This window comes from Dyadobacter sp. 22481 (genome assembly GCF_052044875.1).
GTDB classification, from domain to species: domain Bacteria; phylum Bacteroidota; class Bacteroidia; order Cytophagales; family Spirosomataceae; genus Dyadobacter; species Dyadobacter endophyticus.
This window is the reverse complement of record NZ_JBQENV010000002.1, coordinates 397,067-413,456: the sequence shown is the minus strand read 5'-3', so window position 1 is coordinate 413,456 and position 16,390 is coordinate 397,067. Positions and strand designations below refer to the sequence as shown.

General features: G+C 49.5%; 13 protein-coding genes. 10 read left to right on the top strand and 3 right to left on the bottom strand.

The window, feature by feature from the left end:
- Positions 1-5: 5 nt before the first annotated feature.
- Together ACTJJJ_RS11760 and ACTJJJ_RS11755 are read left to right on the top strand one after the other, a co-directional pair.
- On the top strand, positions 6-2,225 hold the full coding sequence (locus ACTJJJ_RS11760; protein WP_440701900.1) for a hypothetical protein: 2,220 nt from the start codon (positions 6-8) through the stop codon (positions 2,223-2,225).
- An 8-nt stretch (positions 2,226-2,233) separates the two neighbouring features.
- Positions 2,234-3,610 (top strand): DUF3748 domain-containing protein, encoded by a 1,377-nt coding sequence (locus ACTJJJ_RS11755; protein ID WP_440701899.1) that lies wholly within the window; start codon positions 2,234-2,236, stop codon positions 3,608-3,610.
- A 79-nt stretch (positions 3,611-3,689) separates the two neighbouring features.
- On the opposite strand, the gene ACTJJJ_RS11750 is transcribed toward ACTJJJ_RS11755, so the two are convergent.
- Together ACTJJJ_RS11750 and ACTJJJ_RS11745 are read right to left on the bottom strand one after the other, a co-directional pair.
- Positions 3,690-4,178 (bottom strand): Uma2 family endonuclease, encoded by a 489-nt coding sequence (locus tag ACTJJJ_RS11750; RefSeq protein WP_440701898.1) that lies wholly within the window; start codon positions 4,176-4,178, stop codon positions 3,690-3,692.
- Between the two features lie 71 nt (positions 4,179-4,249).
- Complete coding sequence (locus tag ACTJJJ_RS11745) at positions 4,250-5,278, bottom strand: LacI family DNA-binding transcriptional regulator (RefSeq protein WP_188934978.1); 1,029 nt, start codon at positions 5,276-5,278, stop codon at positions 4,250-4,252.
- A 168-nt stretch (positions 5,279-5,446) separates the two neighbouring features.
- Between ACTJJJ_RS11745 and uxuA the strand changes: the two genes are divergently transcribed.
- From uxuA to ACTJJJ_RS11725, 4 genes are read left to right on the top strand one after another with little or no spacing between them, the layout of a single operon-like run.
- Positions 5,447-6,652, top strand: a complete 1,206-nt coding sequence (gene uxuA, locus ACTJJJ_RS11740; RefSeq protein ID WP_188934980.1) for a mannonate dehydratase — start codon at positions 5,447-5,449, stop codon at positions 6,650-6,652.
- Between the two features lie 23 nt (positions 6,653-6,675).
- Positions 6,676-7,467 (top strand): SDR family NAD(P)-dependent oxidoreductase, encoded by a 792-nt coding sequence (locus ACTJJJ_RS11735; RefSeq protein ID WP_426292754.1) that lies wholly within the window; start codon positions 6,676-6,678, stop codon positions 7,465-7,467.
- 24 nt (positions 7,468-7,491) lie between these two features.
- Positions 7,492-8,349 carry a ThuA domain-containing protein gene (locus tag ACTJJJ_RS11730; protein ID WP_426292753.1) on the top strand — a complete coding sequence of 286 codons (858 nt, stop codon included), beginning with the start codon at positions 7,492-7,494 and terminating at the stop codon, positions 8,347-8,349.
- Between the two features lie 41 nt (positions 8,350-8,390).
- Positions 8,391-9,824, top strand: a complete 1,434-nt coding sequence (locus ACTJJJ_RS11725) for a Gfo/Idh/MocA family protein (protein WP_188934986.1) — start codon at positions 8,391-8,393, stop codon at positions 9,822-9,824.
- Positions 9,825-9,861: 37 nt separating this feature from the next.
- Here the strand turns inward: ACTJJJ_RS11725 and ACTJJJ_RS11720 are convergent, their stop codons facing one another.
- Entirely contained in the window at positions 9,862-10,722 is an 861-nt protein-coding gene (locus tag ACTJJJ_RS11720) for an AraC family transcriptional regulator (RefSeq protein WP_188934988.1), read from the bottom strand.
- A 258-nt stretch (positions 10,723-10,980) separates the two neighbouring features.
- Here ACTJJJ_RS11720 and ACTJJJ_RS11715 point away from each other — a divergent pair, with 258 nt between their 5' ends.
- The 4 genes from ACTJJJ_RS11715 to ACTJJJ_RS11700 all read left to right on the top strand — a co-directional run bounded on the left by ACTJJJ_RS11715 (position 10,981) and on the right by ACTJJJ_RS11700 (position 16,371).
- Entirely contained in the window at positions 10,981-11,409 is a 429-nt protein-coding gene (locus tag ACTJJJ_RS11715) for an META domain-containing protein (protein WP_426292751.1), read from the top strand.
- Positions 11,410-11,654: 245 nt separating this feature from the next.
- On the top strand, positions 11,655-12,482 hold the full coding sequence (locus ACTJJJ_RS11710; protein ID WP_440701897.1) for a sugar phosphate isomerase/epimerase family protein: 828 nt from the start codon (positions 11,655-11,657) through the stop codon (positions 12,480-12,482).
- 214 nt (positions 12,483-12,696) lie between these two features.
- On the top strand, positions 12,697-15,171 hold the full coding sequence (locus tag ACTJJJ_RS11705) for a TonB-dependent siderophore receptor (RefSeq protein WP_440701896.1): 2,475 nt from the start codon (positions 12,697-12,699) through the stop codon (positions 15,169-15,171).
- Between the two features lie 24 nt (positions 15,172-15,195).
- Positions 15,196-16,371 (top strand): PepSY-associated TM helix domain-containing protein, encoded by a 1,176-nt coding sequence (locus tag ACTJJJ_RS11700; protein ID WP_440701895.1) that lies wholly within the window; start codon positions 15,196-15,198, stop codon positions 16,369-16,371.
- Positions 16,372-16,390 lie beyond the last annotated feature (19 nt).

Genomic DNA, 16,390 nt, shown 5'->3' with positions numbered 1-16,390 from the left:
ATACAATGCAAAAGCCCCTTTTACTATCCCTCCTGTTACTGACGAGCGTTGCGCTCACGCGGGCGCAGGTACAACCTACCTACAAAGACAAGCCATACTTGCAGGATTTCAGCGTCAAATATTATGCTGATACAACTCAAACCTCGCTATTGCAAATTGCCGCTGACCGCAATGGTGTTATCCAGATGCTTGCGAAAGAAGGGTTAAGGCACACTTCTGCCGGCCAGTTTCTATATCCTGGCAAGGTTGTTCCCGACCGGAATTACCGGTATATGAAAGATAAGCACATCAGCGCCCTTACTTCTTACGAAAATCAATTGGTTTACCTGACCGATCAGGTCGTGTTCAGCAATGCCTGGGCCGGAACGTTGTTTTCGAAACACAATCTACCCAAAGCTACGTTGTTTGCAGGCGGCAAGGATTTCACGTTTCTCGTTTCCGACGGCGCCTCTTTGGAACTGATAAAGGATTCGAAAAGTCTCTGGAATGGAAAGCTCCCCGACGATTCTGCCATTGCACTGGCATTTCAGGCAAATGCAAATCAGTTCTGGATTTTAGGGAACAAATCGCTTTATAAAGTAGGTGTTCAGGATAAAAAACTAAGCAAAGTGCTTACCGGCACCAATTTTACCGCATTTGATATTACTTCGAACGAGTCCAAAATCGTCATCGGCACGCTCGACGGCATTCTCTCCTTTGATATACCAACCGGAAAACAAACCGGCGGCATTAACCGCAAATTGCCTGTTACTAAAATCACGGTCGTAAAAGAAGTGAACGGCAAAGTCTGGTTCGGCTCCGACCTTGGCGCATTTGCGTTACGCGCCGACGGCAAATTCGATTATTACTTCGGCGAACGCTGGTTACCGGACAACACCGTTACCGATATTGAAAAAGGCCCCAAAAACTCAGTATTGGTGCTTACCACGAAAGGTTTAAGCCAGATCCAGTTCAAATCCATGACGCTCGAAGACAAGGCCAAACTTTTTGACGAGCAAGTACGGCTGCGCCACATCCGGAACGGGTTCAACTCACAACTGACCGGCCTGAACCATGGCGACTTGTCTTCCGGCTTTACCGAGGATTCGGACAATGACGGACTATGGACGGCTATGTACCTCGGCGGCCAAATCTTCCGGTACGCTGCCACCAAAGATCCCTACGCATTGCAGAATTGTCGTGAATCGATGGACGCGATGGAACGGCTTTATACAGTGAACCCGGTTGCAGGCTTTCCGGCGCGTTCCTTTGAGCGTTCGGGCCACATCAATGAGCTGCATGATGTCGAACGCTGGCAGCATGCCCCCGAAAAAGAATGGGACTGGAAATCAACCACGAGTAGCGACGAAGTGATCGGTCATATTTTCGCATTCGGCGCGGCAGCGGAGCTGATCGATGACCCAAAAATCAAGAAACAGGCCGTTATGCTCATTGATACCGTCATGTCGCACATTTTGAAAAACAATATGTACCTGATCGACTTCGACGGTAAGCCTACGATGTGGGGCAAATGGCATCCCGATTATGTAAACTCGTTTCCGATTAACGTCGGCGACCGTAAACTAAACTCTTCCAACATTGTGGCCATGCTGCAAACCGCCTATCATTTCACCAAAAAGGAGAAATACAAGGCAAAAGCATTTGAGCTGATGAACAAGCATGGCTATTTCGAAAACATGATGCGGCCTATGAACATCATTGGCCGTGCGCCGGAAGATGCCGATGACCACGCGAAACACATGTCCGACGGATGGAACCATTCGGATGACGAGATGTATTTCCTGGGCTATTGGGGACTCTATCGCTATGCATTCAACGATACGCTCAAGGCACAGTACAAGAAGCAGATCATCGACCATTGGCAAGCTGAAAGGCCTGAAAGAGAAGGAGCGTGGAATATTTTTACGGCGATCACCAACCCAAAAGAGTTTGACCTGAACGAATCTGTATGGTATTTGCAGGAGCATCCGATGGACCTGATCGACTGGGTGATCAAGAACAGCCATCGCAAGGATATCGACCAATTGGAGCCTAATTTCCGTAAGCAGACCACAAAGGAAGTTCTTCCACCGGACGAACGTCCGATTCAACGCCACAATGGCAATATGTTCACCCTCGACCGGAATGGCAGCAACGGTACCGGCGAGCATAGCGCAGGTGACATTTGGCTTCTGCCCTACTGGATGGGCCGCTATTTGAACGTTATCAGCGCTCCCCAAAAGTAGATTTGCCCATGAGACTTGTTTCTATCCCGGTTTTATCGTTTTTAATACTATTCAGCATGCAATCCTGCCAGACCGACACCGCAGAAAAACAGATCACGCACGATCTGACCTACCATCACGACCTGGACAACAACGATAACTTTTCGCCCGATGGCCAATGGCTTGTCTACGACACCAGGACCGACGACGGCGGAATCGCGGAATCGGCACGGATTGAGCGAGTGAACATCGAAACGGGAGAGAAACAAGTCCTTTTTGATATTAAGAATAACCAGACTTGGGGGCCGGGGGCCGGGGCTGTGAGTTATAGTCCCAAAGAGCATGCGGTCGTATTCATTCACGGCCTGGCCAACAGTACCCAGGAAAACCCCTACCAGCAATGGCGCCGCACAGGCGTGATCATCCACGACGCCCGCCCGAATGTGCCCGTGTATATGGACGCACGCGACGTAACGCCCCCGTACACCCCCGGCGCATTACGCGGGGGTACGCACCGGCACGAGTGGAGCGGCGATGGCCAATGGATCGGTTTCACTTACAACGACGCTATCCTGAAAGCACTGGAAGATTCAACAGGCCACAAGCGTAACCTTCGAACGATCGGTGTTTCGAAGAAAATCAAGGCAGTTAGTGTTGATAAAAATGATGAGAATGTGTCTGGTGAATGGTTCAGCGCACTCGTGGTGCGGGTAGTGCCAAATCCAACGCCGGGAAGCGATGAGATTAGTCATGCGGCAAGTGACAGCTGGGTAGGAACGAATGGCTATGCTGTCCAAAATGGCATCCGGCAAATCGCCCGTGCATTTCTGGGCACCGTCAAAGACAAAAACGGCAACGATGTTCCCGAGGTTTTCATCGTAGATATTCCCGAAGACATTACCCAACCCGGGCCGCTGGGGCCGCTGGAAGGGACCGGTACTGATTTCCCAATGCCTCCGAAAGGTGCCGCACAACGTCGGCTGACGTTCACGGCCCATACCTCACACCCTGGCTGTTCCGGCATCGTTCGTTCTTCGCCAGATGGCAGCCAGCTTGCGTTTCTGGCCAAAGACGCGAAGGGTATCAGCCAGATTTTCATCATTTCACCAAATGGAGGCAAGCCCCACCAAATCACCGAATGCGCTTCCGACATTACCGGCAACCTACGCTGGCATCCGGATGGGAAACATATTACCTATGTTTATGAAGGTAGTATTGTGCTTTGCGAGGTTGGCGACGCACCGTTTAAAGAAAGAATTCAGGTATTAACCGAGCCGTCTGTTGCCGTTCTGGGGAATCTTGTCTGGTCGGCAGATGGAAAGGTACTTGCATTTAACCGGCTGGTGAAGAATGAGGCGGGAAGAGGGACGCAGCAGGTGTTTGTGTTAAGCTTTGAAAAGCACTAAAATGAAGTTGCGTTTGAAAAAGTGACCTTTTTGTAGATTGCCGACAATGGAAGTTCTGCATTAAAATAGTCTAGCTTGATCACATCTTCCTGTTTATCGAAAACTTCCACATACCAGCGCGCTCTCCTTCACGGACATAAACGCCGACATTACATCTGGCTTGCTCGATTAGGAGATAGTATTGAAGCGATGGGATAAGTGAGTATTCCCTCAATTTTTCACCGCGATCAACGTTGGCAGTGCTTTCAGACAAGACTTCGACGATCAAAAGGGGAAGAACAGTATATTTTATAGCGTCACCTTTTTCTTCACAAATTAGAAAATCGGGAATACGAAAAATCTTTTCCGCAACCCGCAATTTCACCGCATTCTGATAAAGTTCGTATGGGCCATCCTGCAAAATCCTCCGCAGATAGAAATGAATATTCCCAGCAATCCGATTAGAAGTAGTTGTTTCTCCAGACATCTCGATGATTTCTCCGTTGACGAATTCAAACCGGCCTTCGTGTGTTTCACAAAAGGCGAAGTATTCTTCCAGTGAATAGAGTCTTTCAGCCACAGCTTCCATGTTTCTGCTTTGTTTTCAAAAATAATGAATTACAGGAGAATGCGATTGGCAAACGTTGAATGTAATGCAATTTACGACTTCTCCAACAGAATCGACGACCTTCTGATAATCAGTTCCGAGCGCAAAATAATTGGTTCTGAATGGTCGATGGGTCTGGTTCCATTTAGTTGGCCGATCATCGTAGTCATCGCCGTTTTACCCATCTGGTAGCCAGGGTAAAAAATAGTGGTAAGTTGAGGCGATACTACTTGTGAAACGGGGTCATTATTAAAACCCACAATAGCCACATCGCCCGGAATTGCATAACCCTTTTCTTTCAAAGCCTGCATGCAGATTGCCGCGCAAAGATCGTTGGCGATGAACAGGCCATCCGGTTTTTCCTGCATTTGGTCAATTTGTTCTGCGACCGCCCTCCCGGCTTCCTGGCTAAGGTCAGTCGATAGGATCAGGCGATTATCCAATGACAAATTCTGTCCAGCCAGCGCGCGTTTAAAACCTTCCAGGCGATCGCCATACACATTTCTTCGCAGATCGCCGGTAACGTGCATTATCCTCCGGCAGCCTTGATCCAGCAAATGGCGCGTGGCATCGTAACCTGCCTGCTCGTTGTCGATGATCACGGCACCGCATTGCGGATGGGTCAGGATGCGATCGAAGAACAGGACGGGAATGTTACGGCTGATGAATGTGGAAAAATGCCCGAACGAATAGGTATCGTAGGCAACGGAGACCAGCAAACCGTCCACACGGCTGTTAAACATCGTTTTGGCATTAGCCCGCTCCTTTACCTCCGATTCCAGGGACTGGCTGATCAACAGGTTATATCCCACATTATTAGCTACCTCCTCCATTCCAGCCAGTACAGTCGACATAAAATTACTATTCAATCTCGGCACGATCACACCAAGCGTGTTGGTCTTGCGGGTCCGCAAATGGCTCGCAAATGTATTGGAACGGTAGCCGAGCTCGGCCGCCTTCTCCGCAATGAGCACCTTGGTTTTTGCGTTAATCGCAGGATGATCATTTAATGCCCTGCTCACAGTAGCGGGTGACAATGCAAGTATTTTTGCGAGGTCGTAAATGGTAATTTCTTTTTCCATTATCCTTTTATTGTAGGGGCTTACGCGGACTAACCCCGTCTTTGTGTTTATACCCGAATTTGGTGGCTTTTTTGCACGGAAAATCCCGAAGACCAAATTTACGGTAAATTAATGCAATCGGTTACAATACAAGATTATATTTATATTTTTATAAAAATTCATCCGACTATGATTCAAACCATGCGCTGGTTCGGCCCGAATGATCCGGTTTCGCTGATGGACATCCGTCAGGCGGGATGCAGCGGCGTCGTTACTGCGCTACACCAGGTACCTATTGGCGACGTTTGGACGGAAGAGGCAATCCGGGAAAGGATCTCGCTGGTTGAAGCGGGTAACGACCGGTATACTGCTTTGAAATGGCTGGTTGTGGAAAGCCTTCCGGTGCATGAGCATATCAAGAAAGGATTGCCGTCACGTGACCAATATATTGAGAACTATAAGGAATCACTGCGCAACCTGGCAGCATCCGGTATCCGGACGGTGTGCTACAACTTCATGCCGGTACTCGACTGGTCGCGCACCGACCTCGCCTATACATTCCCGGAAGGCCATAAAACGCTCCGGTTTGTGTGGGAGGATTTCGCATTGTTCGATCTCTATATTCTCCAACGCCCTGGCGCCGAGGCTGACTACGACGAGCAGGTAAGGGAATCGGCTCGGGCGAAGTTGCGAAATATGTCGCCTGCCGATATTCAGGGCTTGACAAACACCGTTTTACTGGGCTTACCCGGCTCCGAAGAGGCATTTGAACTGGCCAATTTTCAGGAACTCCTCAATGCATATGCTAAAATCGGCGATAAAGAGCTGCGCGAAAACCTCTATTACTTCATTCGCCAGGTCGCGCCGGTGGCACAGGAAGTCGGCATTAACCTTTGCATTCACCCCGACGATCCGCCGCGGCCATTGCTTGGCTTGCCGCGGGTCGTGAGCACCGAAGGCGATCTCGCGCAACTGATGAATGCATGCAACATCCGGGCGAATGGCATTACATTCTGCACGGGTTCGCTGGGGGTACGCGCCGATAATGACTTGCCGGGAATCATCCGCCGGTTCGGCGACCGTATTCACTTCGTTCATCTAAGAACCACCAAACGTGAAATGGAAGATAATCGTAATTTCCACGAAGCTCCGCATTTGAACGGGGATGTGGATATGTATGAAGTAGTTAAAGCATTGCACCAGGAAGAGTTGCGCCGCAATGCAGCCCATTATACCGACAACTTGTTGCCCATGCGGCCTGATCACGGTTTCCAAATGCTCGACGATCTGCACAAAAAGACCTATCCCGGTTATTCCATGATCGGGCGGCTCAAAGCGCTCGCGGAACTCCGAGGGCTGGAAATGAGCATTGCAAGATCGGTTCAAGAGTTTTAATCAAGATTTTAGATATTAAAATAATGTCCACTAGTAGTCCAATCGAAACAGTGCCGTCATTGAATGTATTCTCACTGGAAGGCAAAATCGCCCTTGTCACCGGTGGTGGGAGTGGAATAGGCTTTTACATTGCGCAATGCCTCGCCCAGGCGGGCGCGCGGCTCGTCATCACCGGCAGGCGCGAGGAAGTTTTGAGAGAAGCATTACCGAAACTCGGCGCGGATGCACGCTATTTTGTCAATGATGTCACGGATCTTAAATCGATTCCCGCATTAATCGAGGCTATCGAGACGCAAATCGGAGCAATAGACATTTTGGTTAACAATGCCGGTATCAACATGAAAAAGCACGCTGTGGAAGTCTCCGACGAAGATTTCGACCGCGTTATCCAGACCAACTTACATGCCGTTTTCTCGATCACCCGCGAGTGCGGCAAGCGCATGGTGGAACGCAGGCGCGGTTCCATTCTCATGATCACCTCCATGGCCGCATTATATGGTATCGATCGCGTGGTGGCTTACACGGCGTCGAAATCGGCCGTCGGCGGGATGGTGAAAGCATTAACTACTGAATTTTCGCCCTATAATGTGCGTGTAAACGCCATAGCGCCCGGTTTCATTGAAACGCCCATGATGCTCACCGCCATGAACGGTGATCCCTTGCGCCGCGACAAAGCGATGGACCGTACACCGATGGGCACCTGGGGCAAACCGGACGATATCGGCTGGGCAGCAGTATTCCTGAGCTCGGATGCCGCGAAATTTATCACCGGCGTTTCACTCCCTGTGGATGGCGGCAATTCAATAGGATTTTAGTTAAACCTTTTCTTAATAAGTTCAATGAAAAAACAACACATCCTGACAACATGCCTGTTCAGCTTGCTATTTCTAGGTCTAGGGCGGCCCGTAAGCACACTCGCGCAGAAAATTAAGTGGAACAAAGTCAAAGTCCTGGTTTATACCAAAAACGGGAAAGGCTATGTGCATGATAACATCGCCAATTCCAAAGTAGCCATCCTGGCTCTGGGAAAACAGCATGGCTTTGCCGTGGATACGACTTCCGACCCCTCGAAGTTTACGGACGAAAACCTGAAACAATACGACTGCCTCATTTTCTCGAATACCAACAACGACGTTTTCGATACCGACGCTCAGCGGGTTGCATTAATGCGCTACATTCAGGCAGGCGGCAACTTCGTGGGGCTGCATTCAGCTTCTGGTACGGAGCGTAAATGGCGTTGGTTCAAAGACCTGCTGGGTGGCACCTTCTTCTGGCATGAGCCGGGGCAGAGCTTTTCGGTGAAGGTTCTTGACACCAAGAACCCGTCGCTGGCGCATTTGGGAAATGTCTGGCAGCGGCAAACGGATGAGTTCTATTTTATCAAAGAGCTCGGCGTGAACCTGAATGTACTCGCGGTGAATGATCATTCTACGATTCAAAAACCTGCCGGCAAGGCACTCGATACATTCGGCGACGTGTTCCCCTCCGTTTGGTGGCATGAGTACGATGGCGGCCGGGCGTTCTACACCTCGCTCGGGCATCAAAAAGAAGATTACGAGAAGGAAGACCTCCGCAAGCACATCCTCGGCGCCATTGAATGGGCTATCGGACCGCAGAAACCTCGAAATTACAGCAAAGCTTATGCGACCAGCCCGCAAGATGTGGTGCGAAGCATAATTCCCGCCCTCTCGAAATAACTACGAATATATCAGTCATCAATCCTAAATCTGCATACAAAATGAAAGATCAGCAGGAGCAAAATCAGGACAGAAGGTCATTTTTAAAAGCCACTGCGAAAGGCACCGCCGGTATAATTGCCGCATCGATGTTCCCTACCATCGTGCCATCGAGCGTTTTCGGTAAAAATGCGCCGAGCAACAAAATCAATATCGGACAGATCGGCTTCGGCCGCATCGGCTCCACGCACGATTTGCCGGAAGTGATCAAAAATGAGGCTGCACACGTGATAGCAGTGGCGGACCTTGACAAGAACCGTCTGGCAAAAGGCAAGGAATGGATCGAGCGGAAATACGTCGAGCGCACCGGCAAGGAGAAATATCTTGAGGTAAAAACCTATGACGACTACCACGAAATACTGGGCCGGAAGGACATCGACGCGGTGATCATCAGTACGCCCGACCACTGGCACGCACAGCCAGCTATGGAGGCGGCCGTTGCCGGTAAGCACATTTATATGCAAAAACCTACCTCGCTCACAATCCGGGAAGGTCGGCAAATGGCCGATATGATCAAGAAGAAAGGGGTTATTTTCCAATTAGGCAGCCAGCAGCGTTCGATGAATCCGTGGCCGCAGTTCAAACGCACCGCCGAGCTGGTGCGCAATGGCCGCATCGGAAAACTCAAAAAAGTATATGTAGGCCTCCCGGGTGATCCTGCGGGTGGAAATACGGCACAAATGCCGGTTCCGTCCAACCTGAACTATGATATGTGGCTCGGCTCTACGCCCGAGATTTACTATACATTAGACCGTGTGCATTCGCAGACCGACATTAACGACCGTCCGGGCTGGCTGCGCCTTGAACAGTTCGGCGCGGGTATGATCACCGGCTGGGGCTCACACCACATCGATATCGCGCATTGGGGAATGGATACCGAACTCACGGGGCCGATTGAAATCGAGGGTAAGGCCACATTCCCTGCGAAAGGCTCCGGCCTTTGGGACGTACATGGTGACTTCCTGGTGAATGCATTGTACGAAAATGGCGTAACAATGGAAATCGGCGGTACCAATCCTAATGGTGTGAAATTCGAAGGGACCGACGGCTGGATCTTCGTTTCGCGCGGAAATGTGGGCGTTACTGCTTCGGACCCCGTCGCTGCTCAGAATGCGAAAGAAAACAAGGCATTCTACGCCAGCGATCCGAAAATCCTCGGTTCAGTGATCCAGGCCAATGAAATCCATTTGTACGAGAGCCCCGAGCAACACCAGAACTGGATCGAAAGCATCCAGAGCGGCAAGCAGACAATCAGCCACGCTGAGATCGCGCACCGCTCATGTACCGCATGCCTCCTGGCGCACACGGCGATGAAACTCGGCCGCAAAGTGAAATGGGACCCGAAAAAGGAGCAATTCATTAATGACAAGGAAGCTACCGCCATGCTCTCACGCCCGCAGCGTGGGAAGTATGGGACTAATAATGTGAAAGGGTAAACAAAAACGGGGAGCGATTGGGCTCCCCGTTTTTGTTTCAATAATTCCCCTTATACTCCCTCGGCGTATGCCCGATGTACTTTTTGAAGTTCCTGTTAAAGTTCGATAGCGAATCGAAACCGCTGTCGTAGGCAATTTGCGCGATGGTCCATTTGTCTTCCAGAAGAAGCTTACAGGCGTGCCCGATGCGGATCTCATTGACAAAGTCGATAAAGGTCTTGTTGGACCGCGCCTTGAAGTAGCGGCAGAATGCGGCTTCGGTCATGCCGGCGAGGGAAGCGACATCACTTAGGCGGATTTCCTGGAAGAAATGTTGGAGCACATAGTTGTGTACCTTCTGCATCCGCTCGGTTTCCGATACTTTAAAGTTGTTGACATAACCGTAACTCGAAATAAACTCGCCGCTGTTGTCATGCGCGAGCTTGTCGAGCAAGGTTAGCAGCTGCAATATCCCTTTAAAGCCTTCGACGGCGGTGAGCGAAATCAATTCCTCGCGAATATGTTCGGCGAGCGCGCCCTTATAACAAATCCCTCTTTTTGAATCGGCCAGTAACTGACGAAGCCCGAGCATTTCCGGCTTTTCAAGAAAGTCTTTTCCCAGAAAATCTTCCTGAAAATAGAGCACGATCCCGTGGGTTATCAACTGGGAACCTGGTTCAAAATAGGCCGGGTCGCTGCGCCAAAGGTGTGGCACATCGGGGCCGAGAAATACCGTATCACCCGGACCGAACGTCTGGATCGAATCACCTATCAACCGTTTGCCAGTTCCCTCTAGAACGGTAAATAATTGGTAATGCGGGTGAAAATGCCAATTGGGGTCAAAATGGGGCTCTCTCAGCTCGTGCACCGTCACAGTACGAACCTGGCTCTCTATATTTTTATGAATGGGTGCTTTCATATTCTGTCAGAATTTTACCCAAAATATTGGCAATATTACATTATTAATATCAAAATACGATCACTATTGAATTTTATTCCTAAAAATAGATTGAGCCGCCAGCAAAAGATTATCAGTTTTCAACCGTTATAAATTATGCTGCCCACGTTCGGAACGCTGGCACATTTTTTATAAATTTATAGAGCCGCTTAACTTTTTTGCAACCTTTTTCGCGAGCTCGATGTCAATCTTAGGTAGTTCTGAAACTTATTTACGTGTATGAAAGGCCTTCTAATTCCGACAGCATACGTGCTGTTTTTTTCGCTGCTGACCGGTTGTGGAAAAACTACCACAATCAGCAGCAACGTGGAGTTGACCGGCAAATGGCAATTGGAAAGTATCGTGCAGGAGGATGACACCATCAGCAAACCCGCTACTACCAAAGGCGTGATGGATATAGGCCTCAATTTTAAAGACAAAGGCGAACTGGAAGGCACCACTTCCACGAACATTCTCACTGGTTTTTACGAAACCGCCCAGCAAAATACGATACAGATTGGAGGGGGCGGGACCGAAAGGGCGGAGACTAGCTGGGGAAACCTGTTCGTGAATGCGCTACCCAACGTGAATTTGTACGATTTGAAAACCAATAAGCTGGTTCTTTATTACGAAAACAGCAACCAGCTCATTTTCAGCCGAGTCCAGTAAATAGCATTAAAATACGCTTCATCAATGGCGGTCCTTTTTAAAAGGGCCGCCATTCTTTTTTAGGCTGTGATTCAATTTTAACCCAATATTCCCATAGGTACCTGTCAACTTATCAATATTAGCTAACTACTCGTCAAAACGTGTATATTGAACAGTACTTTTTTACTTTAAGATTGTATACTGAAAAGAACCGGGAACCTAACTCCCGACTTACCCATTCGCCAGCGAGATAAATCCGATTTTTGATGAAGTACAGCATGAACCTCCTTTTGTGGGGAACCCAGATTGACGAAAGCCTGTTTCCAACCCTCGAACTCATTAAAGAGATCGGCTTTGACGGCGTTGAAGTGCCGATTTTCAATACAAATCCCGAACATTGGTTCAAGTTCCGCCAGAAGCTCGACAGCCTGGGCCTCGCCTGCGAGACCGATACAATCTGCGGACCTTCGGAACATTTGATCAGCGCCGACCCCGCCATGCGCCGCCACACGATCGACCATTTAAAAAGCGCTTTAGATTGTTCGCTGGTGCTCGGGGCGAGTCGCTTAATGGGCCCTTACCATTCCGCACTGGGCATTTTTACAGGACAACCGGCAACTGAGGATGAATGGCGGTGGGGAATCGAGGGAATCCGCGAAGTAGCAGATTATGCTGAATCGCTCGACATTACCCTCGGTTTGGAATACCTGAACCGCTTCGAACTATACCTGACCAGTTGCGGCGACGAGATTATTCGCTTCGTCGACGATGTGAACCATCCGAATGTCAAGATCATGTTCGACACTTTCCACGCGAACATCGAGGAGAAGAATATCGGCGACACCATTCGTAAGGCCGGTGACCGGATTTCATTCATCCAGCTTTCCGAAAACGACCGTTCCACGCCTGGCAAGGGCAATGTGGATTGGGAAGGCGTGTTCCAATCGATCCGCGACATTAAGTATGACGGATGGATCAGCATCGAGGCATTCAGCCCGAAATTGCCGGTTGCCAATATCTGGCGCAAAATGTTCGATTCCGAAGAGCAGCTCATGCGTGACGGACTGGCATTCATTAAATCCAACCTCGGATAGTCAAATCAGGAATTACCGTCTCATTTTATAACCAATCAAATGTAACTTTTAGCCACATTTGATTGGTTATAAAAATATTGGCAGAAAAAATTGAATAATTAGAACGAATTAAAAAATGAGCGAAGAATAACAGAATTCATTATTTGGGATTGGTCTAAATAAGACTACTTTTGCCACCGCTTCGGCATTAGCTATTTTATTTAATCCCTGTATCATGAGGATATTCTGCTTACTCATCCTTTCTCTTTGCTGCTCTGGCGCTTTCGCACAAACGGGTCAGATCAAAGGCAATATTAAAAACGCCGCGGGGCAGCCTGCGGAGTCTATCAACCTGATCCTCAAAGGGACAGGCAAGGGAACACTTACCGACGCCGGCGGCGATTTTGAATTTAATGCATTGTCTCCCGGGCGTTATCAGCTGGTGGGCACAGGCGTAGGCATCAAACGTATCGACCGCAGCGTGCATCTGAAGGCGGACGAGACCGTTACACTTGAAATCGTCTCCGAAGAAAACACACAGGAACTGCAAACCGTGGAGATCACCGGTCGCCGCGAAACCACTTATAAAAACGACCTTTCTTTCATCGCCAGCAAAACCGCGACGCCCATTAAAGAGGTGCCGCAGGCGATCGCCTACATTACCAAGGAAGTAATGCGCGACCAGGGCACGTTCCTCATGGGCGATGCCGTGAAGAACATGAGTGGTGTGAACCAGTTCACGTTTTATGATGACCTGACGATCCGCGGTTTCCGTATGAATGGCGGCAGCACTACCCAACTTGTGAATGGCCTCCGTACATTCTCTGGTTTCTGGAAACAGCCGCCGGTTAACTACCTCGAACGCGTGGAAGTGATCAAAGGCGCCGCCTCTGCACTATATGGCAATACTTCCCCGGGTGGTACCATCAATCGTGTCACCAAAAAACCGCTCGCAACGCCTCAAAAATCATTGAGTTTTACAACCGGCAGCTTCAATACCCTGCGTACGCTAGCCGATTTCACCGGCCCGATGAACGAAAGCAAGACTCTGCTTTACCGCCTCAATCTTGGTTATGTGAATGCTCAGGGCTTCCGGAATATGCAGTTTGACAAAAACATCATCATTGCGCCATCGGTATCATTTCTGCCTACCGAAAAGACCCGCATCAACTTCGACCTTGTTTTCAACCGCTCCAACAGCCGCCTCGACCGTGGGCAGTCAGTTAAAGGCAACGACCTTTATTCAAGCTCGATCCGCACGTCATTGAATGCGGTGAATGATTATCTCAATGAAGAAACCTATCTGATCACGACTTCATTGAACCATCAGTTTACCCAAAACACCTCATTCAACATCGCTTACCTGCGCACAGGTTACTCCGAAGACCTGCTCGAACACCGCAGCAGCAACACGAATGGCGTCGACTCGGCTGGAAAGGCAATTGAAAACCTCGTCGCCCGCCAGGTATTTATCCGTAAAACCAAGTCGTTCATGGATAATGTGTCATTGTTTTTTAACCATAACTTCAACACGGGTATCGCAGAGCATAAACTGGTGGCCGGGTATGACTTCATCCAGTCGTCGACACCAAAAGGTTCCGGTCAGCAAACTGCAAATGGCTACCTGCTCAAAGCCGGTGGCGCGGCAGCCTACAATGCCAAGACACCAGAGAAATATGTTTTCTACAACTACGTAGAAAACGGCGTGACTTACAGCATCCCCAAGCCGAACATTTCGCATTACGACCTGACGCTGCAGAATAACAATATGGAAGATCCTTCCAAATACATTTACAACGTCACCGCGAATGCAGCGACCACGCCGGTACTTTACAAATTACACGGCTTGTATTTGCAGGAACAATTGAAAATCAAGCGCCTGCAAATCCTTCTTGGCCTGCGTTACGATACTTATATCGACAAGAAAGGCTACACCACCAACAACGAGTCGAATGTAACGCAGCATGCATTGCTGCCGCGGATTGGGGCTGTGTATTCCTTGACTAATCATATTAATGTGTATGGTACCTACACACAGGGTTACAATCCGCAGGATCCGGTTGTACAAAGCAACCCATTGTCGGGCGGGCCGTTCGACCCGATCCGCAGCAGCCTTTCGGAAGCTGGTTTGAAAACCGAATGGCTCGATGGCCGCCTAACCGCGAACGTTTCGGTTTACAATATCACGCAGACCAACACTTTGTACTCTGCCAATGCAGCCGACAGGCCCGATCTGATGATCCAGGTCGGCAAAGAAACCGCAAAAGGGGTAGAATTTGATGTGACAGGAAACATTCTCCCAAATTGGAACGTCATCGCAACTTACAGCTACAACGACGCAAAGATCACCGACGCGGGTTCACGCGCCGCAGACCAGGTGTTCGTAAATCTGCAAAAACCGAATGCCCCGAAAAATCAGGGAAGCATTTGGACGAAATACACCTTCGTAAACAACTTCCTCAGCGGCTTCGGAGTAGGCCTCGGCGGAAACTTCGTGACCGAGCGCAACCTCTCGCTGAACAACAGCCAGACCTTGCCGGGTTATGCCTTGCTGAATGGAGCTCTTTACTACAAAATCGACAAATTTCAGTTCCAGGTGAACCTTAATAACCTGGGTAACAAAACTTATTGGGTAGGCGGTTACGATTACCTGCGCCTCTTCCCCGGCGCGCCGCGCAACTTCATGGCGACTATTTCTTACACCTTTTAAAATGCGTGCTATTTCATCAAATCCGTGAAAAAGACATTCAAGAAAATTGCATCGCAACTACACTTATGGCTGGGGGTTTCCTCCGGCCTTGTGGTTTTTATAGTGGCGCTCACCGGAAGCATCCTGGTTTTCGAAGAAGAGCTCGAACCGGTGATTTACCGCAAATTCCACGTCGTTGAAGTCCCGAAAGATCAGTCTCCGCTTCCGATGGATAATCTCCATGCCGCCGTTGCGAGCGCCTGTCCCAAGCAACGCATTGCTCGCATCACCATTGAGCCTCACCCCGACCGGACGGTCATATTTGGGTTGGTGAAAGGCAAGAAAGAAAAGGATGTTCTTTCCGTGGCTGTAAATCCTTATACCGCCGAAATCACGGACACACGCCGCGAATACGAATCGTTTTTCCACATTGTGCTTCAATTGCACCGGTACCTGTGCCTGGAAGACACAGGCAAGTTGATTACGGGGGTAGCTTGTGTGATGTTCCTGGTTATTATGATTACGGGACTCGTCCTTTGGTGGCCTAACCGCAAGCAAACCAAGCAGCGCCTCACCATCAAATGGGGGGCCAAATTCAAGCGTCTCAACTGGGACCTCCACGCTGTTTTCGGCTTTTACGTACTGCCATTTACATTTCTGATTGCATTGACCGGCCTGGTTTGGAGCTACAAATGGGTCAATAACATGATTTACCTGGCCTTCGACGGCAAGCCGCAACAAAAACGCGAGGCGCCTGCGAACATGGGCATTACTAATGCTGCTTCCACCGGCACATTAGCCAAAATCACCGCCGAAACCAATCGCCTGCTCCCCCATCCTGGCCGCATTCAATTCACACTTCCTGAATCCGACAGCCTTTCGATTACCATTTCCAAAGTCAACGAAAACGCTTCCATCGCCAATGTGGTCGATTTCCTTTATTTCGACCAGAACGACGGCCATTTGCTCAGCAAGCGGCTTTATGATGATGAAACCACGGGCATGAAAGTGCGTAGGTTGGTGTTTCCGATTCATACCGGGAGCCTTTGGGGGTTGCCTACGAAGATTTTAGCTTTGATTGTGGCGCTCATTACTGCTACGCTGCCGGTTACGGGGGTGATTATTTGGGTTGGGAGGAAGTTTAAGAAGGAGAAGAAGGTGATCAAAAAAAGTGTCGCGCCACATGCAGTCGGTAGCCGAGCGAAAGTGACTGTTAGTTAATCATTTTTACGCCGGATAA